Origin of the sequence: Vibrio sp. SCSIO 43153 (assembly GCF_023716625.1) — a bacterium.
Classification (GTDB): Bacteria; Pseudomonadota; Gammaproteobacteria; order Enterobacterales; family Vibrionaceae; genus Vibrio; species Vibrio rotiferianus.
The window spans coordinates 3,121,460-3,144,104 of the sequence record NZ_CP071855.1 but is presented as its reverse complement, the minus strand read 5'-3'; the positions used below and the strand labels follow the sequence as shown (position 1 = coordinate 3,144,104).

The 22,645-nt window shown below is 46.9% G+C and carries 21 protein-coding genes; 7 read left to right on the top strand and 14 right to left on the bottom strand.

What is annotated here, in order from left to right:
* Positions 1-63 precede the first annotated feature (63 nt).
* From J4N37_RS15010 to aspA, 7 genes are all read right to left on the bottom strand, one after another.
* A complete protein-coding gene (locus tag J4N37_RS15010) occupies positions 64-1,791 on the bottom strand; it encodes a sodium:solute symporter family protein (protein ID WP_252041293.1) in 1,728 nt (575 codons plus the stop codon).
* A 12-nt stretch (positions 1,792-1,803) separates the two neighbouring features.
* Positions 1,804-2,067, bottom strand: coding sequence for a DUF4212 domain-containing protein (locus J4N37_RS15005; RefSeq protein WP_005448273.1), 264 nt, complete (start codon positions 2,065-2,067; stop codon positions 1,804-1,806).
* Positions 2,068-2,267: 200 nt separating this feature from the next.
* Positions 2,268-2,894, bottom strand: a complete 627-nt coding sequence (locus J4N37_RS15000; protein ID WP_005440423.1) for a MarC family protein — start codon at positions 2,892-2,894, stop codon at positions 2,268-2,270.
* 126 nt (positions 2,895-3,020) lie between these two features.
* Positions 3,021-3,656, bottom strand: coding sequence for a response regulator (locus J4N37_RS14995; RefSeq protein WP_010444135.1), 636 nt, complete (start codon positions 3,654-3,656; stop codon positions 3,021-3,023).
* 195 nt (positions 3,657-3,851) lie between these two features.
* On the bottom strand, positions 3,852-5,687 hold the full coding sequence (locus tag J4N37_RS14990; RefSeq protein WP_252041291.1) for a protein-disulfide reductase DsbD: 1,836 nt from the start codon (positions 5,685-5,687) through the stop codon (positions 3,852-3,854).
* A gap of 161 nt (positions 5,688-5,848) precedes the next feature.
* Entirely contained in the window at positions 5,849-7,156 is a 1,308-nt protein-coding gene (locus J4N37_RS14985) for an anaerobic C4-dicarboxylate transporter (RefSeq protein WP_038884119.1), read from the bottom strand.
* Positions 7,157-7,333: 177 nt separating this feature from the next.
* A complete protein-coding gene (aspA, locus tag J4N37_RS14980) occupies positions 7,334-8,785 on the bottom strand; it encodes an aspartate ammonia-lyase (RefSeq protein ID WP_005428778.1) in 1,452 nt (483 codons plus the stop codon).
* Between the two features lie 422 nt (positions 8,786-9,207).
* On the opposite strand from aspA, the gene J4N37_RS14975 reads away from it, so the two are divergent.
* Positions 9,208-9,726, top strand: coding sequence for an FxsA family protein (locus J4N37_RS14975; RefSeq protein WP_010444126.1), 519 nt, complete (start codon positions 9,208-9,210; stop codon positions 9,724-9,726).
* A gap of 66 nt (positions 9,727-9,792) precedes the next feature.
* Here the strand turns inward: J4N37_RS14975 and trmL are convergent, their stop codons facing one another.
* The 4 genes from trmL to J4N37_RS14955 all read right to left on the bottom strand — a co-directional run bounded on the left by trmL (position 9,793) and on the right by J4N37_RS14955 (position 13,179).
* Entirely contained in the window at positions 9,793-10,272 is a 480-nt protein-coding gene (gene trmL, locus J4N37_RS14970; protein WP_050910905.1) for a tRNA (uridine(34)/cytosine(34)/5-carboxymethylaminomethyluridine(34)-2'-O)-methyltransferase TrmL, read from the bottom strand.
* A gap of 133 nt (positions 10,273-10,405) precedes the next feature.
* Positions 10,406-11,014, bottom strand: coding sequence for a superoxide dismutase (locus J4N37_RS14965; protein WP_045391470.1), 609 nt, complete (start codon positions 11,012-11,014; stop codon positions 10,406-10,408).
* Positions 11,015-11,086: 72 nt separating this feature from the next.
* Positions 11,087-12,490, bottom strand: a complete 1,404-nt coding sequence (gene cpxA / locus J4N37_RS14960; protein WP_252041289.1) for an envelope stress sensor histidine kinase CpxA — start codon at positions 12,488-12,490, stop codon at positions 11,087-11,089.
* On the bottom strand, positions 12,490-13,179 hold the full coding sequence (locus tag J4N37_RS14955) for a response regulator (RefSeq protein ID WP_010444116.1): 690 nt from the start codon (positions 13,177-13,179) through the stop codon (positions 12,490-12,492). The genes cpxA and J4N37_RS14955 overlap by 1 nt, the downstream gene beginning before the upstream one ends.
* Positions 13,180-13,370: 191 nt before the next feature.
* Between J4N37_RS14955 and J4N37_RS14950 the strand changes: the two genes are divergently transcribed.
* The 3 genes from J4N37_RS14950 to pfkA all read left to right on the top strand — a co-directional run bounded on the left by J4N37_RS14950 (position 13,371) and on the right by pfkA (position 16,160).
* On the top strand, positions 13,371-13,880 hold the full coding sequence (locus J4N37_RS14950; protein WP_252041287.1) for a CpxP family protein: 510 nt from the start codon (positions 13,371-13,373) through the stop codon (positions 13,878-13,880).
* Positions 13,881-14,003: 123 nt separating this feature from the next.
* Positions 14,004-14,912, top strand: a complete 909-nt coding sequence (gene fieF, locus J4N37_RS14945; RefSeq protein ID WP_038884112.1) for a CDF family cation-efflux transporter FieF — start codon at positions 14,004-14,006, stop codon at positions 14,910-14,912.
* 285 nt (positions 14,913-15,197) lie between these two features.
* The gene (pfkA, locus tag J4N37_RS14940; protein ID WP_010444110.1) at positions 15,198-16,160 is read left to right on the top strand and encodes a 6-phosphofructokinase; all 963 of its coding nucleotides are present in this window, start codon (positions 15,198-15,200) and stop codon (positions 16,158-16,160) included.
* 106 nt (positions 16,161-16,266) lie between these two features.
* Here the strand turns inward: pfkA and J4N37_RS14935 are convergent, their stop codons facing one another.
* Positions 16,267-17,646 carry an MATE family efflux transporter gene (locus tag J4N37_RS14935; protein ID WP_252041281.1) on the bottom strand — a complete coding sequence of 460 codons (1,380 nt, stop codon included), beginning with the start codon at positions 17,644-17,646 and terminating at the stop codon, positions 16,267-16,269.
* Positions 17,647-17,874: 228 nt separating this feature from the next.
* Here J4N37_RS14935 and J4N37_RS14930 point away from each other — a divergent pair, with 228 nt between their 5' ends.
* The 3 genes from J4N37_RS14930 to J4N37_RS14920 all read left to right on the top strand — a co-directional run bounded on the left by J4N37_RS14930 (position 17,875) and on the right by J4N37_RS14920 (position 20,927).
* Entirely contained in the window at positions 17,875-18,165 is a 291-nt protein-coding gene (locus J4N37_RS14930) for a co-chaperone GroES (RefSeq protein WP_005381516.1), read from the top strand.
* Between the two features lie 76 nt (positions 18,166-18,241).
* The gene (groL, locus tag J4N37_RS14925; protein ID WP_009698895.1) at positions 18,242-19,888 is read left to right on the top strand and encodes a chaperonin GroEL; all 1,647 of its coding nucleotides are present in this window, start codon (positions 18,242-18,244) and stop codon (positions 19,886-19,888) included.
* A gap of 475 nt (positions 19,889-20,363) precedes the next feature.
* A complete protein-coding gene (locus J4N37_RS14920) occupies positions 20,364-20,927 on the top strand; it encodes a VC2662 family protein (RefSeq protein ID WP_005425048.1) in 564 nt (187 codons plus the stop codon).
* A gap of 77 nt (positions 20,928-21,004) precedes the next feature.
* On the opposite strand, the gene J4N37_RS14915 is transcribed toward J4N37_RS14920, so the two are convergent.
* Positions 21,005-21,502, bottom strand: a complete 498-nt coding sequence (locus J4N37_RS14915) for an MgtC/SapB family protein (protein ID WP_038884106.1) — start codon at positions 21,500-21,502, stop codon at positions 21,005-21,007.
* Positions 21,503-21,598: 96 nt separating this feature from the next.
* A complete protein-coding gene (gene epmB / locus J4N37_RS14910) occupies positions 21,599-22,621 on the bottom strand; it encodes an EF-P beta-lysylation protein EpmB (protein WP_252041279.1) in 1,023 nt (340 codons plus the stop codon).
* Positions 22,622-22,645 lie beyond the last annotated feature (24 nt).

The window sequence follows — 22,645 nt, the reverse complement described above, 5'->3', positions numbered from 1 at the left end:
AAATTAACCTAATCTAGCGAATAAAAAAGCCCCAAGCGGGGCTTTTGTGGTTTGCGTTATATTTTAGTGGTCTACCGCACCGCCAGCGCCTGCTGGTACACGTACGTGCTCGACTAGGTCTTTTACTTCTTGTGGTGTTTCTGCCGTTACTTTCGATACAGCGAATGCCACGATGAAGTTGAACACAGCGCCAATTGCACCAAATGCGTTTGGTTCGATGCCTAGGAACCAGTTCTGACCCCAGCTTTGTAGGTAAGTCCAGTCAGCAACAAATAGGATGCCTTTGTGCTGGAATACGTAGAATAGCGTGATACTGATACCTGCAATCATACCTGCGATTGCGCCTTCTTTGTTGATGCTCTTACTGAAGATACCCATCATCAACGCAGGGAAGATGGAGGATGCCGCCAGACCGAAGGCGAGCGCTACCGTACCGGCTGCAAACCCTGGCGGATTCAAGCCTAAGTAACCGGCGACTGCGATGGCGACTGCCATGGAGATTCGGCTCGCGAGCAGCTCTTTCTTCTCGGATATGTTCGGATTTATCACACCTTTGATTAAGTCATGAGATATTGCGGATGAAATCGCCAGTAGTAGACCTGCAGCCGTCGATAGTGCTGCCGCCAGACCACCTGCTGCGACAAGTGCGATAACCCAGTTAGGTAGCTTAGCAATCTCTGGGTTTGCTAGTACCATGATGTCACGGTCAACTTTCAGCTCATTGGTTGCTGGGTTTGATGTGTACTCAATCAGACCGTCGCCGTTCTTATCATCAAAGCCTAGTAGACCTGTTTTCTCCCAGTTCTTGAACCAGCCAGGACGCTCATCATAAGCAAGGTGCTGACCCGGAGCTGGGTTAACGGTATCCATTAGGTTTAGACGCGCCATAGCAGATACTGCAGGTGCTGTTGTGTAAAGGATAGCGATGAAAACTAGCGCCCAACCTGCTGATGTACGTGCATCACGAACCTTAGGAACGGTAAAGAAACGGATGATTACGTGTGGCAGACCCGCAGTACCGATCATCAATGACATGGTGTACACGAACATGTTTAGCGTGTCGCCACGAACTTGGGTGGTGTATTCACTGAAGCCGAGCTCGGTGACTACTTGGTCGAGCCTATCGAGTAGATAGACATCGGTGCCTTGGATGGTACTACCTAAGCCGATCTGTGGTAGTGGGTTACCTGTTAGTTGCAGAGAGATAAAGATTGCAGGAATAGTGTAAGCAAGAATGAGTACGCAATATTGAGCAATCTGCGTGTAGGTAATGCCTTTCATGCCACCCATAACGGCGTACATGAATACGATACACATACCGATCAGTAGACCTGTTGAGTAATCCACTTCTAGGAAACGACCAAACGCCACGCCCACGCCTTTCATCTGACCGATAACGTAAGTCACCGATGCGATGATAAGACACACAACCGCTACGATACGTGCTGCGTTAGAGTAGAAGCGCTCGCCCACGAACTCCGGCACGGTAAACTTACCGAACTTACGTAGGTAAGGAGCAAGCAGAAGTGCAAGCAGTACGTAACCGCCTGTCCAGCCCATCAGGAATACAGAGCCGCCGTAACCCATGAAGGCAATCAAGCCTGCCATTGAGATGAACGATGCCGCTGACATCCAGTCTGCAGCGGTTGCCATGCCGTTAGCGATAGGGTTTACACCGCCGCCTGCTACATAGAATTCTTTGGTTGAGCCCGCACGCGCCCAAATCGCAATACCGATGTAGAGGACGAACGTTGCGCCAACCACTAGATAGGTAATAGTTTTCAAATCCATCTGAGTTACTCCTTACTCATCTACGCCGAATTCACGGTCGATTTGGCGCATTTTCCACGCGTAGTAGAAAATAATACCCAGGAAGGCATAGATGGAGCCTTGTTGAGCAAACCAGAACCCGAGTTTGTATCCACCTAATTGAAATTGATTAAGTACGTCGACAAATAAAATGCCGCAGCCGAAAGACACTACGAACCAGATGACCATCAGGGTAATCATTAGCTTCACGTTCTTGTCCCAGTAGGCTTTGGCTCTTTCTTCGCTTTCAAATGCCATTGCCGTCTCCTTACGATTGGTATTGTTGTTAAAAAAATGTTTCAACATGTACATTAGCAAGGCACTGGCAAGAACTCTTTTCAACTTTAGTCGGGACGCTAAAAAGCAAAAACGCCCGTTTTTAGGGCGTTTGAGAGGTGGTGGGAATAAAAATGTGATGTTAATTTGATGTTAAATTAGCCAAAGGTCTAAGAGTTTTATCAATTAACATAGAAATCTTTTATACCAAGCAGCAAATTATTCAGTGCAACAGCAGCAAGGATAAGCCCCATTACGCGGCTGATGATGGCTGCGCCTACGTTACCAATCACTTTTTGAATCGTGTTTGCACCCAGTAACAAGAATAGGGTAACCAGAAGTACCGCAATCATGACGCCTGCGGTCATTGCTTGGTCGATGAAAGAGTAGCGGTTGTTATCGGTGAGCATCACGATGGCCATCATGGCACCCGGCGACGCAATCGAAGGGATCGCAAGAGGGTAAACGGCTAGGTCAGCGAGATCGGAGTGGCTGACTTCTTCGCCCAGTTTTTGTTCTTGTTCTGGCTTGCTCTCACCAAAAATCATCGACAATGCAAACAGCAATAACACTAAGCCACCAGCGGCTTGGAACGCGGGTAATGGGATTTGCATTGCTTCCAGCAACAACTGACCGGCAATAAGAAAGAACAGCAACACACCCATTGAAATGGCAATGGCTTTCAACGCGACAAGACGACGCTGTTTTGCCGTGAGGTGCTGAGTTTGCGATAGATAAACGGGTACTGAACCAATCGGGTCGATGACGGCCCAGAGTACGACGAATTGAGTGACGAGAATACTTAGCAAAGTATGACCTCCCAGAGTTAGCGGTTTAACAGAGGGATGAAAAGGCTGCGTGACAGCCTGTTTATTTTAACGTCTGTTGTTCTTTTTGCGTCATATAAATGTGAATTAGATATATTTACTAACACATTACTGCTCGGGTTCCATTTGCTGCAGTAGGATGACGGCTTGAGTGCGGTTCTTCACGCCCAGCTTGCGGAAAATTGCCGTCATGTGCGCTTTGATGGTGGCCTCTGAGACATTGAGCTCGTAAGCGATTTGTTTGTTGAGTAAGCCATCGGAAAGCATGCCCAACACTTTGTATTGCTGAGGGGTAAGAGCGGCAATTTTTTCTGCCAAGTCATTACAAGCTGCGTTATTGGTGATCAAGCCTTCCGGGAAGTATGGGTCACCATTGAGAACCTGGTTGAGGGCGTTGACCAGCTCACGCATGTCGCTGGATTTCGGAATAAAGCCGAATGCACCATGGCTTTTCACTTGCGTGACCACGCTTGGCTCTTCACTTGCAGAAACGACCACCACCGGAATATCTGGGTACTCGGCTCGAAGGTGAATCAACCCCGACATGCCATTCGCGCCTGGCATCTTTAGGTCCAATAACACCAAATCTGGCTCTTCTTCTTTTTCCAGCAACGCGAGTAGAGCATCTAGCGTATCCGCTTCAAGAAGGTTGGCCCCACTCACGGCCATGTGTACCGATTGGAACAAGGCATTGCGGAATAGGGGGTGATCATCTGCGATGATTATGGTGTAGGTCGAATCCATGACGTTAAACACTTTTGACTATTTCGTTAATGGAATTATTGTCCACCTTTAAGAATGTGGACAATGTTTATCCGCTAAAAGTCTGAACCAAATCGACTTTTATTAGAAAAATTGCATATAAACGCAAGTTTCTCGAATTTATTAAGACAATAAAAAACGCCAGTGAAAAATCACTGGCGTTTGAAAGATTCATCATCAGAATCGGTTGATATGCTCTAAGAAAGGCTTGGCTTGCATAAAGCCGGTTAAACGAGCGTTTGAAACATGCTCGCCATTGGCATTCCAGAACTCAATCGTTGGTAAACCAAGTACATTCATATGTTTAAGCAGTTCGATGTCTTGCACTTGGTTCTTGGTCACATCTGCTTGTAGTAGTACGAAGTCTTGCAGCTTAGCTTCGACACTTGGGTCATGGAAGGTGTATTTCTCAAACTCTTTACATGCCACACACCAGTCTGCGTAGAAGTCGAGCATCACTGGTTTGCCTGCTTGTTTAGCTTGAGCAAGTGCTGCCTCAAGCTCTGCCACGTTAGTAATGCGAGTAAAGTTCACCGTTGCTTGTTGAGTTTGTGTCGTGGTGTTGCCTCCAAACCAGTAATTCAGCACAGGCTGAGCAGAAGCAAACAGACCTAGTACTGCGATGATGCCCACTGCACTTTGCTTCCAGCCGCCAAACTCTAAGCTGTTTTTGATGTGGTATAGCCAACCAAAAGCCGCAATGCCCAGAGCTGACCACAGCGCAGTTGCCCACACTTCTGGCATGATGCGCTCAAGTAGGAAGATAGGAGCTGCCAGCAGAACAAAGCCGAATAGGGTCTTAACGCGATCCATCCAACCACCTGCTTTCGGTAGCAGTTTATTGCCGAATACAGCAACAAGAATCAGTGGAATGCCCATACCCATCGCCAGTGCGTAAAGTGCGATACCACCGGTGAGTAAGTCACCACTTTGTGCCACGTAAAGTAGTGCGCCGGACAGAGGTGCCGTGGTACATGGTGAACACACCAAACCTGAAATCGCGCCCATGGCGAACACGCCTGCGCTGCTACCACCTTGTTGTTTGTTGCTGAGGTTGTTTAACCATGTCTGCACACTGCTTGGCAACTGCAGGTTATATACACCAAACATAGATAGTGCCAGCGCCACGAATAACACACTCAAACCAATCAACACATAAGGGTGTTGCATCGCTGCTTGGAACTGCATGCCCGCAGACGCCACCACAAGACCGAGTAGGGTGTAAGTCAGCGCCATGCCTTGCACATAAACAAACGACAAGCCTAGTGCGCGGCGTTGGCTCAGTTTGCCACTACCAAGCACGATACTGGTCAGGATTGGGTACATCGGCAGTATACATGGCGTAAATGCTAAGCCCACACCAAGTGCTAAGAACAATAGTGGCGTCCACCAGTTATCTGCTAGGTTGGCTGCAAGGCTATCTTGCTGTGTTATTGGTGCCGATGATGGAGTATCTGCCGTGGATGATTTCGCCGCTGGTGGCGTTACTATTGCTGCTTGTTCTGCTTTTGGTGCTGTCGTCGACGTGGTTGAACCTGAGCTCGATGAAGTAAACGCACTGATAGGAATCACGCGAGTTTCTGGTGGGTAACAGAAGCCTGCTTTGGCACAGCCTTGGTATTGCACCACGACGCGAGCGCCGTCTTGCCAGTTATGCATTGGCACGTTAACAAACAGTGGTTGAGTGTAGATATGCACGTCACCAAAGAACTCATCTTTATGCGGTGTGCCTTCCTCCATTTGTAAGTCGCCTAACGCGACGTTTTCGCCCGCAACTGACAAGCGTTCTTGATACAGGTAGTAGCCATCACGTACCTGCCAATCGAGCATCAGTTTGCCGTCTTGTTGGTAGTAGTTGAACGGGAAAGCCTGATCGATAGGCACAAAAGAATCGTTGCTGCTGCCAAAAGTGTTGTTTTGGTCGTTACCAAACTGGTCGTTACCAAATAAGGCCATGGATGGCGCAGAAAAAGTAATAAGCCCTAAGAGTAAGACGGAGAGTAATGCACGCATAAAAGGTTCAATTCATCTTAGATAATTGCCGTTAGTGTAACTCAATCAGACCTGCTGGCTAGCCAATAAGTTTCATGGAAGTGAAGATTTGTTAAGCAAAAACGTGAGTCTCAGGCAATAAAAAAGGGAGCCGAAGCTCCCCGAGTAAGACTCTGTTTCTACTAGATCAGTAGACCACCGAATGCGAAGCCAAGTGCTACCGCTGAAGCGATAGTTGCTACACCTGGTACGAAGAACGGGTGGTTGAATACGTACTTACCGATGCGAGTCGAGCCCGTGTCGTCCATCTCAACCGCAGCAAGTAGCGTTGGGTAAGTTGGTAGTACGAATAGCGCACTTACTGCTGCGAAAGACGCAACCGCGGTAAGTGGTGCTACACCGATTGCTAGTGCTGCTGGCATCAGCGCAACAGTCGTTGCACCTTGCGAGTAAAGCAGCATTGAAGCGAAGAATAGAACAAGTGCTAGCATCCATGGGTAGTCAGACAGTAGTGCACCTGCGACTTCCTTGATGCCATCAACGTGCGCGTTAACGAATGTAGAACCTAGCCATGCCACACCAAGAACACACACACACGCTGTCATACCAGAGCGGAATGTTGCCGCTGCTGGGATTTTACTAGCGTCGATTTTACAGCTCATTACGATAGCAGCTGCGGCCGCTAGCATTACTGTCATGATTGCTTCGTTACGACCAAGCGCTGGGTTCTCGATAAGACCGACAGAGCCAGAAATTGCCGCTGCGTAACACACTACGAATGCGATCGCGCCAAGGAAGATGAACGTTGCTTTCTTCGCTGTTGGTAGGATCTCACGTTTAGATTCTGTGCTTAGCTTGATTAGGCCGTTCTCTAGACGATGTTGGTATTCAGGATCGTCTTTTAGTTCACAGCCCATGAAGTTCGCAACAAATGCACCGATCATACAAGCGATGAAGGTTGTTGGGATACATACCGCTAGTAGCGTTAGGTAGTCTACGCCGAACGGGTGAAGCATTGCCGCGAAAGCTACCACTGCCGCTGAGATTGGCGATGCTGTGATAGCGATTTGCGATGCCACTACCGCGATAGACAGTGGACGAGAAGGACGAACGCCTTGACCTTTCGCTACTTCTGCAATTACAGGTAGGGTAGAGAATGCCGTATGACCAGTACCCGCCATCAGTGTCATTAGGAATGTCACGATAGGCGCGTAGAAAGTGATACGTTCGGGATGCTTACGTAAAAAGTCTTCTGCAACCTGTACCATCCAGTCCAAACCACCTGCGACTTGCATTGCTGCGATAGCGGTGATTACAGACATGATGATCAGGATTACGTCGACAGGTATGTAAGCTTGGCTTGTTGGAACGCCCAGGATGAGAGACAACGCAATTACCCCGGCACCACCAGCAAAACCAATGCCGATACCACCAATTCTTGCCCCCAAATAAATGAAGAGCAGAACCACGAATAGTTCGACCATTACCATATTGATACCTCTTTTAGTTTTTTATTGATTCTGATTTTTTGAACACTCAGGAACAGGAGTAAATGTTCAGAGAATCAGAACCTGTTCGGCTTACGGTAATAAAAAGCTTAATAAAAGTGTGGTTAACCGTATAAAAGCCTAAAAAAGGGCCCCGTTTGGGACCCCTTAAACATGCGATTACTCGTAGCGTTTCGCTTTATAAGTCGGATGCATGAAGTTTTCAACTGATAAGATGTCATCTAGCTCTTCAGCAGTTAATAAACCGCGTTCTAGAACCACATCACGTACACTCTTACCTGTTTCTGCACAGATCTTACCAACAATATCGCCCTCGTGGTGACCGATGTATGGGTTTAGGTAAGTTACGATACCGATAGAGTTGTAAACGTAGTTTTCACAAACTTCTTTGTTCACAGTAATGCCATCGATACATTTATCACGTAGGTTCACACACGCGTTGTGTAGTAGAGAGATAGACTCAAACACGCTTTGCGCGATAACCGGTTCCATTACGTTAAGTTGTAGCTGACCGCCTTCTGCTGCGAAAGAAACCGTGTTGTCGTTACCTAGAACTTTGAAGCAAACTTGGTTCACTACTTCTGGGATAACTGGGTTTACTTTAGCTGGCATAATTGAAGAGCCTGCTTGCATTTCTGGTAGGTTCAGCTCGTTTAGACCTGCACGTGGACCAGAAGAAAGTAGACGAAGGTCGTTACAGATCTTCGATAGCTTCACTGCTAGGCGTTTTAGCGCACCGTGCGTCATTACGTAAGCACCACAGTCAGAGGTTGCTTCGATTAGGTCTTCTGCGGCAACCACTTCAACACCTGTTACTTCTGCTAGGTGTTTTACTGCTAGCGCTTGGTAACCAGTTGGCGCGTTTAGGCCAGTACCGATTGCAGTAGCACCTAGGTTGATTTCTAGTAGTAGCTTAGATGTGTAGTCTAGGGCACGAATCTCTTCGTTTAACGTAACCGCCCAAGCGTGGAACTCTTGACCCACAGTCATAGGAACCGCGTCTTGAAGCTGAGTACGGCCCATCTTCAACACGTCTTTGAATTCTTGTGCTTTAAGCTCGAATGCACCTTTTAGGTATTCGATCGCTTCCATCAACTGATGAACACTGTTGTAAACCGCGATACGGAAACCCGTTGGGTATGCACAGTTCGTTGATTGGCTCTTGTTTACGTGATCGTTCGGGTTGATGAACTCATATTGGCCTTTTTCCTTGCCCATCAGTTCAAGTGCAACGTTCGCGATAACTTCGTTGGTGTTCATGTTCACTGAGGTGCCCGCACCGCCTTGGAATACGTCTGAAGGGAACTGATCCATGCACTTACCTGTTTCAAGGATCAAATCACACGCTTCTAGGATGTAGTTAGCAACGTCTTTTGGAATCGCACCTAGCTCTTTGTTTGCTAATGCAGCAGCTTTCTTCGTCATTACCATACCGCGTACAAACTCCGGTACGTCAGAGATGGTAGTGCTTGAAATATTGAAGTTTTCGATAGCGCGAAGAGTGTGGATGCCGTAGTAAGCATCAGCTGGAACATGACGTTGACCTAATAGATCTTCTTCGATACGAGTGGCTTGGTTTGCTGTTTTTGGAGCATCAGATAGAGTAGCCATAACAGGATCCTTAGATGATAATTCTGATAATAAAGTTATTTATTAGCCATTTCTGCAATCTAGAATCCATTCATCAGAATTTTTGGCTGGAAAATCCGTCCTGACTTATGTGGCACATAATACTGTACCTAGCGCATAAAAATAGTAACTAGATCACCTTTTTCGCTTTTGATGCGTCAATATTTTGCAAAGTATGAACGAGTTATTAATAACCCTTAATGGGTAGTCTAATTTGCTGGACAAAGTTGGATTTTAAGAGTTCGAAATTAGCCCTTTTCAGATGCACTTTTTTGTATATGGCACCTTATTGTTCGAGGAGGTGACACCGTGCATTCTCTTTAGTATTAACACGCTTTTTTACAACGATTCGTTTGAGCTTAGCAGCATTTTCCCTTTACACTGCAAATAACAAAGGAGGGCATGTGTTTCCTATCTTATTATTGGCGTTTATTTTCGTCCCGATCATTGAAATCGGCCTATTTATTCAGGTGGGAGGCTTTTTAGGTCTCTGGCCTACGATTGCTTTGGTATTGATCACGGCATTTGTCGGCGCGTCTTTGGTGCGTAGCCAAGGCATCCAGACGTTGATGTCAGTGCAAGGTCGCTTAGAGCAAGGTGAGCTGCCAGCTCAGCAGATTTTTGAAGGTGTGATGCTGGCCGTCGCTGGTGTGCTGCTATTAACACCGGGCTTCATGACAGATGCATTAGGTATGTTAGTGTTGTTGCCAGCACCACGAGCAGCGATTGCAAAATACTTAATGAGTAAGATGGTGGTAAAGACCATGAACGGTGGCGGCTTCCACGCCAATTACTCAAACCAAGGTCCATTCGAGCAAGACCCGTACCGTCGTGACCCATATGATTCTCAATCGGATAACGGCAACACCTTCGAAGGTGAGTACGAGCGTAAAGACGACGATGATCGTAACAAGCTCAACTGATTCACTCAGTAAGAAAAACAAAAGGGCGCATGCAGCGCCCTTTTTAGTATCTGTAGTTTGGTGCGTTTACATTGCGCCTTCAAAACCCATTTGACGCCATGCCTCAAACGCAATGATAGCAACGGCGTTAGATAGGTTTAGGCTGCGTGCGTCCGGCATCATTGGAATGCGGATACGCTGCTCCATTGGCAAACTTTCAATCACTTCTGCTGGTAAGCCACGCGTTTCTGGGCCAAACATCAGCACGTCACCTTCTTGGTACTTCGCATCCACGTGATGACCAGTGGTTTTTGTCGTGCATGCAAACAGGCGGTAGTTGCCTTGTTTCTCTTTCTCTAAGTACGCCAAGAATGCTTGATAATCTTTATGACGCGTCACGCGAGCCAAATCATGGTAATCCAAACCTGCGCGGCGGACTTTCTTCTCTTCAAGATCAAAACCTAGTGGCTCAATCAGGTGGAGATTCGCACCACAGTTAGCACACAGGCGAATGATGTTGCCGGTGTTCGGCGCGATTTCTGGTTCGTATAGAGCGATATCAAACATGGTATTGAATTAGATTGGTAAAAACAGGCGAGCAGTATATACCCAAGTCACCATGAGAAGCGAGATTCAGCACAATGACAGGGTATAGAAGAGGGCATTTCGGTGAACCTTGTCGCCCGCTCGTGAAATAGAGTTAACCTAATGCGTGAGCATAGTTCTCTTCTACCGCGCGCCAGTTCACTACATTCCACCATGCGTCGATGTATTCAGGGCGACGGTTTTGGTAGCTGATGTAGTAAGCGTGCTCCCATACATCCAGTGCTAGGATAGGCTCTCCTTGTTGTGCGGCAACGTCCATCAATGGGTTGTCTTGGTTGCTGGTGGAGGTAATGTGAATCTCCCCATCCTTTACGATTAGCCAAGCGAAGCCAGAGCCAAAAGTATTGATAGCTGCTTGTGCGAACTCGTCTTTGAATGTCTCGAAGTTGCCAAACTTGTCGTTGATGGCTTGTGCTAGGTCACCTTGAGGTTCACCGCCACCATCTGGTGACATGCAGTTCCAGTAAATGATGTGGTTGTAATAGCCGCCACCGTTGTTGCGAATTGCTGGGCTGTGTTGAGAAATGCAAGCGAAGATGTCATCGAGGCTTTGGGTCTCGAGAGCGCTACCCTTTGTGGCAGCCATGAATTTATCGTAATAAGTTTTATGATGTTTGCTGTAGTGAACTTCCATGGTTTTCGCATCGATGTACGGCTCTAACGCATCGTATTCGTACGGAAGCTCTGGGAAAATGTGCGACATTGTAAATCCTCCTTTATGGAGGATTTACTTTAATGTTAATGAAAATCATTATCAACTTTGATCTTTGTGGGGTTATTTGCCCGCACTGATCAATGGCAGGGTAATGGTGACACGTAAACCACCGAGCGGACTACGACTCGCGACAATCACGCCACTGTGCTGGCGGATAGCACTTTCGGTAATGGTTAAGCCTAAGCCAGTGCCTCCCGAATGGCGATCGCGCGCGGTCGATACCCGATAGAACGGGCGGAAAATTGCTTCCAGTTCTTCGTCTGGTACGCCTTCACCATTGTCATCGACCACAATGCTGAGAGTGTCGAATGAATCCTGAATGTCTATCTTCACTTCGTCTTTACCGTAGTAAATCGCATTGCGGATGATGTTCTCTACTGCGCTCATCAACAATTTAGGGTTCCCCGAGATACTGCGATCAGGCAAGGCAGAGTAGCTGAGGCTTTTACCCATCTGTTCGGCTTCGAACTGCGCGTCTTTGATGATCTCTTCCCATAAGCTGGCAATTGGCTGAGTCTCACGCGTCATGTGACTGTTCACTTGCATACGTGATAGCTCAAGCAGTTCGGCAATCATCTGTTCTAAGCGCTGGGCTTCGGTATCAATACGAGTCAGCTCTGGGCTTTCACCTTGTTTACGCGTCGCCAACGCACTTGCCATACGCAGGCGAGTGAGTGGAGAGCGCAGCTCGTGAGAAATATCCGAGAGCAAACGCTGCTGACCAGAAATCATTTGATTCACCGCCTCAACCATTTGGTTAAAGCTGGTACCTGCTTGGCGAAACTCGGTGGTGCCTTTTTCCAGATTTGGGTCGATGACAAATTCACCTTTAGCAACGCGTTGTGCCGCGGTTTCCAATCGTCGAGCTGGTTGGCTCAATGCCCACGCTAACCATAGCAATAACGGTGTACTCGCCAACATGACGGCGAGGAGTAATTGCAATGGGTGATCGAACAGGCGCAGCATGATTGGTGGTGGCTCGTTCCACTTAAAACCGACGTACATCAGTAGGTCAGAATTGGCGATTTTGATCGGCACAGGGCCCGCAATCATGTAACGGCCGTAGAGTTTTTGTTTCGGTTGTGATTGATCTTCAATGCTGGTGACAAAGTTTTGCAGTGCGCGCAGCTTAAAGTCTTTGTGACTCGAGGTGCTTAGTACATTGCCCTCGTGATCTGAAAAGAAGATGCGCGGACGCGGATCGTGTTTGCTTCTTCGTTGTCCGTCAACGCTAAAGAGAATCTTGCCAAGGTTATCTTGATTGCGATACTTCTTCTCAATGCCGTCACGTATTTCTAGCATACGTTGATAATGCTCTTTTGGAATGTCGCGTGCTTTCCGTGGATCAAGGTGGGGTAATGACAGCACAGCCATCAGAACCAAAAACATAGTGAACCAAAAGATGGCAAAGATGCGTCCATACAAGCTGTTTATCTTCGGCAGTTTGAAGCGTGGTGCTCGCATTAATCCTCCTCAATCAACATGTAGCCGCGCCCACGTAGGGTTTTAATGCGTGGCTTACCGTTGCTTTGATCTGGCAGTTTTTTACGTAGATTGGACACGTGCATATCGATCGCGCGGTCAAAGGCCGCGAGGCGCTTGCCAAGTACGTCAAGACTCAATGTTTCTTTAGTGAGTACTTGTCCTGGGTTCTGTACAAAGTGAGTCAGCAAGGCAAATTCTGTGGTGGTTAAATCCAGCAGAACCTCTTCACAATAGGCTTCTTGTTTACCTGGGTAGAGTTTGATTTCTTGGTACTCAATGCAGTCGCCGTTTTTGCCGCTTTTCTGAGTGCTGCTGGTACGACGCAAGATGGCACGAATACGCGCTAGTAGTTCGCGGTCACTAAATGGCTTAGGCAGATAGTCGTCCGCCCCTAGCTCCAAACCGATCACACGATCTATCTCTTCACCTTTGGCTGTCAGCATTAGCACGGGTGTTTCCCAGTTTTCACGCAGGCGCTTTAAGGTTTCCATTCCATTGAGTTTTGGCATCATGACATCGAGTAAGATGAGGTCGATCCCATCATGAACAGCGGCGAGTCCTGCTTCTCCATCGTTGGCTTCGCTGACATTAAAACCTTCGAAGCTCAGCACTTCCTTAAGTAGGCTGGTTAGCTCGGTATCGTCATCAATCAAAAGAATGTTTGCCATTTGAGTACCTATTTATCATTCGTGGTCGCTTTAATATTACATGGTAATGAAGAGCAACAATGAGTGTAAAAATCACTCTTTACGATTCTTTACGGTCTCTATACGTCGCTTTACCTAGCAGGTCGTATTCTACACTCAAGCGCTGTGAGAACAGCTCAGAAGAATCACTAACCTGTGTAAGGAATCGTATTATGAAAACTGCAAAGAAATTAGTACTAGCGGCTGTTGTTCTACCTCTAACTCTAGGTACAGCGAGTGCATTCGCATTTGGCGGTAAAGACCACAAAGGTCATCGCGGTGAGTGCGGCATGGGTATGGACCGTGGCATCATGCGTCAACTAGACCTGACGGATGCACAAAAAGACCAATTAAAAGAAATGCGTGAAGCAAACAAAGCAGAAATGAAAGCAAAATTTGCTGACGGTCACGAAGCTCGCATGGCAGAGCGTCAAGCTCACCACGACAAAGTACAAGCACTACTATTGGCTGATAACTTCGATGAAGCTGCGGCAAACGATCTAGCAAAAGAGATGGTTGAGAAGCAGACTGAGCGTCGCGTTAAGATGCTAGAGAAGAAACATCAAATGCTAAGTGTGCTAACGCCGGAGCAAAAAGAAAAATTTGTTGAGCTACAGAAAGTGCGCCAACAAGAGTGTGGTGAGAAGATGCAAAAACGCATGAAAAAGCATCACGAAAGCTAATTGCTGATAGATAAAATTAAAGAGGTAGCCAGAGTGCTGCCTCTTTTTGATCTTGGCGATTTCATACTCATTACATGATTCTCAAGGTATACTCAAAATACGGTATGAGTTAACTCTTTGATTATGAAACAGCAATATGCACGCTTAGTCACGATGGCTGCCTGGACGGCTACCATCGTTGCGACACTTCTTTTGATTGTTAAAGTCATCACTTGGTGGGTGACAGGATCGGTCAGTTTACTTGCCTCTTTAATTGACTCGATGTTGGATATCGCCGCTTCGGTGGTAAATCTTATTGTGGTGCGCTATTCCCTGCAACCGGCTGACAGAGAACACACTTTTGGTCACGGTAAAGCCGAGTCGTTGGCCGCTTTGGCGCAAGCCATGTTTATCTCTGGTTCTGCGGTATTCCTGATCCTAAATGGTATCGAACGTTTCTTCCGCCCGCATGAACTCAATGCCCCAGAGCTCGGTGTTTACGTCTCTCTTTTCGCCATGGTGGTGACCTTTGGACTTGTGATGTTCCAAAAGCATGTTGTACGCATGACAGGCAGTCAGGCGATCGCAGCAGACTCTCTGCACTACCAAACTGACTTGTATATGAATGGTGCCATTATGGTGGCATTAGGCTTGAGTTATTTTGGTGTCACCCAAGCTGATGCGGTATTTGCGATTGGTATTGGTATCTTCATTTTATACAGCGCTTTCAAGATGGTTAGCGAGGCGATTCAGACCTTACTGGATAGAAAACTGCCTGATGAAGAGTTGGAGCAAATTCGTCAAGAATGCTTGAAAGTGGAAGGCGTATTGGGAGTGCATCAACTGCGCACTCGTATGTCAGGCCCAACACGATTTATCCAGCTGCATTTGGAGCTAGATGATAATTTACGCTTGATTGAAGCTCATCATATTGCGGATAAAGTTGAAGATAATTTGCTTGAACTGTTTCCTGAAGCAGATGTATTGATCCACCAAGATCCGTTGTCGGTGGTGTTTGGGCCAGAGAAAGAACAAAAAGCGCAAGATTGGTAACGGTCGAAAAATCGGGCTAAGTCTGACGACAAACAAGCGCTTATTGACTATCTTTCCATCACTACTTATTAAGAATCGTGATCCTGATGTGAATCAACGAAGTTGCAAAGAGAAACTGTAATACTCTTACATAAGTAGAAAAGTTACATAAAAAAGTGTGTTTTCATTGGTATTCCTGTAGAGGAAATGTAACATAACGCACAGTTCTGGATTATGCAGGTTGCTTGGTAACAAGGGGCCTAGAAGAAAATTAAATAAATTGATTGCCAAAGATCGAGGGTGAGCATGATTAAGAAGATCGGTGTTTTAACAAGTGGCGGTGACGCACCTGGTATGAACGCTGCAGTACGCGGCGTAGTTCGTACAGCACTATCTGAGGGATTGGAAGTTTACGGTGTTTACGATGGCTACCTAGGTCTATACGAAGACCGCATTGAAAAGCTAGATCGTTCTAGCGTTTCTGATGTGATCAACAAGGGTGGTACATTCTTAGGCTCTGCACGTTTCCCTGAATTCAAGGAAGTAGCAGTACGTGAACAAGCGATTGAGAACCTTAAAAAGCACGGCATCGATGCACTAGTTGTTATCGGTGGTGACGGCTCTTACATGGGTGCTAAGAAACTGACTGAAATGGGCTACCCATGTATCGGTCTACCAGGCACAATCGATAACGATATCGCAGGTACAGATTACACAATCGGTTACCTAACAGCGCTAAACACAGTTATCGATGCTATCGACCGTCTACGTGACACGTCTTCTTCTCACCAGCGTATTTCTATCGTAGAAATCATGGGTCGTCACTGTGGTGACCTAACTCTGATGTCTGCAATCGCAGGTGGCTGTGAGTACATCATTACTCCAGAAACTGGCCTAGATAAAGAGAAGCTGATTGGTAACATCCAAGACGGTATCTCGAAAGGTAAGAAGCACGCAATCATCGCACTAACTGAGCTGATGATGGATGCGAACGAGCTAGCGAAAGAGATTGAAGCGGCAACTGGTCGTGAGACTCGCGCAACGGTTCTTGGTCACATCCAGCGTGGTGGTCGTCCAACAGCATTCGACCGTGTTCTAGCATCTCGCATGGGTAACTACGCAGTTCACCTACTAATGGAAGGCCACGGCGGCCGTTGTGTTGGTATCGTGAAAGAGCAACTGGTTCACCACGACATCATCGATGCAATCGAGAACATGAAGCGTCCAGTACGCAACGACCTATACCAAGTTGCTGAAGAGCTATTCTAAGCCAGCTTGATAAAGTCAAAATCAAAAAAACCGCGGTTATCCGCGGTTTTTTATTATCTGAAATTTGTCTGAGCTGAAGTTTGTTTGATGCAGGCTCTGTGCCGAGTTAAGAACTCATGTGCTCTGCTAACGTCAGGCGACGCTCGCGCAAGGCAAAGAGATAGCCTAACAACCCGCCTAGTGTGTTACCCAGAGCAATGCCAATAAACAAACCTTCGATGCTATAAAGCTGACTGCCTATCCATGCCGCTGGTAACGTAAAGACGAACAAACGCATAAAGCTCCATTGGAAGGCGCGTAGCGGTTTGTGCATCGCGTTATAGCCACTCACTAACATCATCACAATCCCTTGGAAGCCATAGCTAAATGGCACGACTAATAGGTAATGCCACAGCAAGTCTTTTACCGCTGCTTCTTGAGAGAAAAGCGCAGCAAGAGGAATGCTGAGAGGCACCATCATCAAAAAGATAAAGCCTTGGAAGACCACCGCAAAGCGCATGCTCAGGAACCAGCCAGAGAACGCTCGAGCAGGGTTATTGGCCCCAAAGTTTTGCGCCATAAACGGGGTGAGTGCAGAGGTCAGCGACATCAGCACCAAAATCAAAATCGATTCAATACGCTGCGCTGCGCCATAAGCTGCAACCGCTGCGGTGCCGTGATTGGAAAGTATCATCATCAGAATCGCGCCAGAGAGTGGCGTCATCGCATTCGAGAGAGCGGCGGGTGTGCCTATCTTGAGCGTTTGTTGCCAATCTTGTTTGATGAGTGACCATTGCGGCGCGGCAAGCAGCTTTTCGCGTTTGATCAATACATAGAAAGAACCGCACAACGCACCAAACCAACTGAATGCACTGGCAATAGCAGCGCCTTGAATACCGAGCTCAGGGAAAGGGCCATAGCCAAAGATCAGTAAAGGGTCGAGAATGCCGTTAATAAGCCCCGCGAGCATCATGATCTTGGCAGGAGTTTTGGTGTCACCAGTGGCTCGAATGGCACTGTTGCCCGCCATTGGAATCACTAACAGAGGAATGGTCAAATACCAAACCTGCATATACTGCTCAATCAGTGGGATGGAGTCTTCTTTTGCGCCTAGGAAGCTAAACAAAGGTTCGATAGTAAAGAAGCCCAATGTCGAAGCGATAGTGACCAGAGCAACGGCAAGCAGTAAGCCATGACTGGTAAAACGAGCGGCTTGGGAAGACTGCCCTTGGCCAAGTAAGCGGCCGATATTAGTCGACAGCCCCATACCAATGCCCATAGTGATGCAGTTCACCGCAAAGGTTACTGGGAAGGTATAACTGATTGCGGCGAGCGCTTCGGTACCCAATAGCGAGATAAAAAAGGTATCGACCAAGTTAAACATCAAAATCGCAATCATGCCCATGGTCATGGGGATGGTCATTTTGCGTAATGTGTCGGGAATGGGCGCGGTCAGCAAACCATGTTTGTCTTGGGCCTGATTGTCCGGCTTGTTCTTTTCCAGCATTTTTGACGTCTATCTGGTGAGGGAAGTGCAAGGATACAAGAAAGCCGTTGCCTCGGCGAGTGAGCATTTCGCACGCAAACCGTTGCCTGGCTGCTGGTTATTTTAACTAAGTCACAAAAAAATCACGTCTACCCCTTGGGATCGTTGGGTTTGCCCCTTATATAGTGATCACGTGCCCTACGCGGGCAATTATCAAATAAACATGGAAACTTTCAGGAGAGACGACCGATGAACATTCGTCCATTACATGACCGAGTTATCGTAGAACGTAAAGAAGTTGAATCAAAGTCAGCGGGTGGCATCGTTCTAACTGGTTCTGCTGCGGAAAAATCGACACGTGGTGTTGTTCTAGCTGTAGGCAAAGGCCGCATCCTAGAAAACGGCACAGTGCTGCCATTGGACGTTAAAGTTGGTGATACCGTTATCTTCGCTGAAGGCTACGGCACTAAGACTGAAAAGATCGACGGTAAAGAAGTGCTAGTAATGTCTGAAAACGACATCATGGCGATCGTTGAGTAATAGCAATCATTGAGTAATTTTTTGCTCAGATTCAAATACTAATCAAAATTTAAGAATTTAGAAAAGGAAACTAAAGATGGCTGCTAAAGACGTTAAATTTGGTAATGACGCACGAGTTAAAATGCTAGAAGGCGTAAACGTTCTAGCTGACGCAGTAAAAGTAACACTGGGTCCTAAAGGTCGTAACGTAGTTCTAGACAAATCTTTTGGTGCACCGACAATCACTAAAGATGGTGTATCAGTAGCGCGTGAAATTGAACTGGAAGACAAATTCCAGAACATGGGCGCACAAATGGTTAAAGAAGTTGCGTCTAAAGCAAACGACGCAGCGGGTGACGGTACAACAACAGCAACCGTACTAGCGCAAGCAATCGTAAACGAAGGTCTAAAAGCAGTTGCAGCGGGTATGAACCCAATGGACCTTAAGCGCGGTATCGACAAAGCAGTTATCGCAGCGGTTGAGCAACTAAAAGAGCTTTCTGTTGAGTGTAACGACACGAAAGCAATCGCACAGGTTGGTACTATCTCAGCGAACTCTGACTCAAGCGTAGGTAACATCATTGCTGAAGCAATGGAAAAAGTTGGCCGCGACGGTGTTATCACTGTTGAAGAAGGTCAAGCACTACAAGATGAGCTAGACGTAGTAGAAGGTATGCAGTTCGACCGCGGTTACCTATCTCCTTACTTCATCAACAACCAAGAAGCAGGTTCTGTTGATCTAGAAAACCCATTCATCCTTCTGATCGATAAGAAAGTATCGAACATCCGTGAACTTCTTCCAGCACTAGAAGCAGTAGCAAAAGCATCTCGCCCACTACTGATCATCGCTGAAGACGTAGAAGGTGAAGCACTAGCAACACTAGTTGTGAACAACATGCGTGGCATCGTTAAAGTAGCAGCAGTGAAAGCGCCTGGTTTTGGTGACCGTCGTAAAGCAATGCTACAAGACATCGCTATCCTAACGGGCGGTATCGTGATTTCTGAAGAAGTTGGTCTAGAGCTAGAAAAAGTAGCACTAGAAGACCTAGGTCAAGCGAAGCGCGTTGCAATCACAAAAGAAAACACAACCATCATCGATGGCGTGGGTGAAGAAGCAATGATCCAAGGTCGTGTTGCTCAAATCCGTCAGCAAATCGAAGATGCAACTTCAGACTACGACAAAGAGAAACTACAAGAGCGCGTTGCTAAGCTAGCAGGCGGTGTTGCAGTGATCAAAGTTGGTGCAGCAACTGAAGTTGAAATGAAAGAGAAGAAAGACCGCGTAGAAGATGCACTACACGCGACTCGTGCAGCGGTTGAAGAAGGCGTTGTTGCTGGTGGTGGTGTAGCGCTAATCCGTGCAGCATCTAAGATTGTTGACCTAGAAGGCGACAACGAAGAGCAAAACGTTGGTATCCGCGTTGCACTACGTGCAATGGAAGCGCCAATCCGTCAAATCACGAAGAACGCAGGTGACGAAGAGTCAGTAGTAGCGAACAACGTGAAAGCGGGTGAAGGTTCTTACGGCTACAACGCAGCAACAGGCGAATACGGCGACATGCTAGAGATGGGTATCCTAGATCCAACTAAAGTAACTCGTAGCGCACTACAATTCGCAGCATCAGTAGCTGGTCTAATGATCACAACTGAAGCTATGGTTACTGACCTACCACAAAAAGAAGGCGCTGGTATGCCTGACATGGGTGGTATGGGCGGTATGGGTGGTATGGGCGGCATGATGTAATTTGCTGCTCGTCTTGTCGCTTTAACCCCTTATAGCGGCATCGAAAGTGCTCATTTACGTGCGTAAACTCCGCGCTTTCTCTTTGCTCTAAGGCGTTATAGCTTAAAGACAACCGACCAAGCCAAACTATTAAGCCGAGGTGGATGCCTCGGCTTTTTTGTATCTGCTGTTTTTGGCGCGAGAAAAAGCAGGCGTTTGAGAAGGTTAATCTTCGTTTTTACCTCCAATGTGGCATTGAGTACCTTAACTTATTCTGAGCAGTAGAATAGGGTAAGTTGATATAAAAACACGCAATTGTGCGGGTATTGTGCGTAAATCGTCAGGGAAAATGCAGATAAATAATCATGATGAATTAATTGCTTTGTTTGTCAGGGAGTTAAATATGACTTTCAGCTAACATTTATTGGATTGAAATGGCGCAAAATTTGTACATTACACTATGTTGTAAAATAACTATTCCCCCATGGAGATGAAAATGAAAAAGCTTATGACGTCATTGGCTGTTGCAGCCGCTATTGCTTCACCTGTTGCTCTTGCTGACAGCACGCCAGTTATGTTCTCGACTATCGATAACACTAACGCACCTTCTAACTCTTCTGTTGGTGGTGTTCGTCTTGCGGTTCTTCACGGTCAAGTGAACGAAGTGAAAGGTGTCGACTTCTCTCTACTTGGTATGTCTGAAACAGACCGCACAACGGGTGTTAACTTCGGCCTTTTCTTTGGCGCGTCTAAAGTAAACCAAGAAATGAAAGGTGTTTCTCTAGGTCTATTCAACTGGAACCAAGGCCAAACAACCGGTCTTAACCTAGGCGCGGTAAACGTGACTAACAACGTTGAAGGTTTGAACTGGAGTGCTGTGAACTACTCTGAAGGTTACACAATGGCAGATATCGGTCTGGCAAGTATCTCTAAAAAATCTAACTTCCAGCTAGGTTTCTTCAACATGACTGACCAAATCGACGGTGTTCAAATTGGTCTTCTAAACTGTGCAGACAACGGTTTCTTCAAGTGTTTCCCAATCGTAAACTTCGCGAAATAAATTAAGCGATCTCTTACGATAAATACCAGATACAAAAAGACCCCGGCATGATGTCGGGGTCTTTTTTATAGTGTTGTTTATTTGATTAAACGCGTAGGCGTTTTTCGTTGCTGCATTTTCTGGTGTACGCCACGACGTAGCGCTTTAACACGGTTTTCTGCTCTATCTACACCAAGTAATACGGTCAGCGCCAACACGGTAATGATGATCGATTGCGATAAGTAGCCCAAGCCAATCATCAACCCTAGCCCCGCCAAGACCCAAATCACTGCCGCGGAAGTCACGCCGTGGATTTTGCCGTCTTGCGTCATCATCACCCCTGCACCTAAGAAGCCAACGCCAGTGATGATCTGGCCAAGTACGCGAGCTTGATCGAGAGTGTTTGGTGAAAGTGAAACCGCCATCGACATAAACAGGTAAGTACCAGAGATAACGAGAATTGCGGTTCGAATACCAACAGGCTTACCACGAGTTTGGCGCTCTATACCGATCATTAAGCCGTTGATGGCGCAACAGGCTAACGCAGGCCAGCTGAATGGGCCAAGATCGAATAATTGTTCAAAAGTTGCTTGCATCTTAACCTCCAAGATTGTCGGAGTATGCATAGATAAGACCGTCCGATCGAACAAAAGCTTTTATTTGTTACGATAAAATCCTATACGAGCAACACGCTACTCCAAGTGCAAATCCAGTGGCGTTTTGCTTGGGCGGCCGCCGATTTCTCGGGCTAGCTTAGGTACCAAGTAACCAGAAACACGTGTAATGACACCGCGCATGATTTCTTTAGCTTTGTCATCAGAAACAAAGAAGTGCGCAGCGCCTTGTACTTTATCCAAGACGTGCAGGTAATACGGCAAAATGCCACTGTCAAACAAAGCCTCATTGAGGGCAACTTGTGCATCTACGTTGTCATTGACACCTTTCAGCAATACACCTTGGTTCAGCAAAGTCACACCAACTTGCTTTAACTTGGCCATTTGAGCAGAAAATTCAGCGTTGATTTCGTTGGCGTGATTGATGTGAGTCACCAAGACGATCTGTAGGCGAGAAGCACGAAGTAGCTGGCATAATTCGTCAGTAATACGAGCAGGGATCACGACAGGCAAACGACTGTGAATACGCAGGCGTTTGATATGTGGGATTTGTGCGATGTGCTCCAGTAACCAGTGAATCTCATCGTCTTTGGCCATTAGCGGATCGCCGCCGGAGAAGATCACTTCGTTTAACTCAGGTCTTTGCGCCATGTATTCTAGGCATTTGCTCCAAGCTTGTTTACCACTTTTATTCTCTTGATAAGGGAAGTGGCGACGGAAGCAATATCGGCAGTTTACGGCGCAACCACCTTTCACGATCATCAAAGCGCGATTGTGGTATTTATGCAGTAGTCCGGGGATGTCGTTATCTTGCTCGTCCAATGGGTCATTGGAATAACCGTCATGTACCTCAAACTCAGCACTCAAAGGTAAGACTTGGCGTAAAAGTGGATCGTAAGGATTGCCTTTTTCCATCCTATCGACAAAACTTTGCGGTACACGCTGTGCAAACAGCTTGCGCGCAGCAAACCCGTCTTGCCATGGCGATGGATCAATTTCCAACATTTCTAGCAGTTTTGCAGGATCAGAGATCCCATTCGCTAACTGTTTGAGCCAGTTTTGCTCAACAGATTCGACTTTTCGGGTTATTATGTGCGGCATTGAATTTAGCTCTAAGAATGTAAG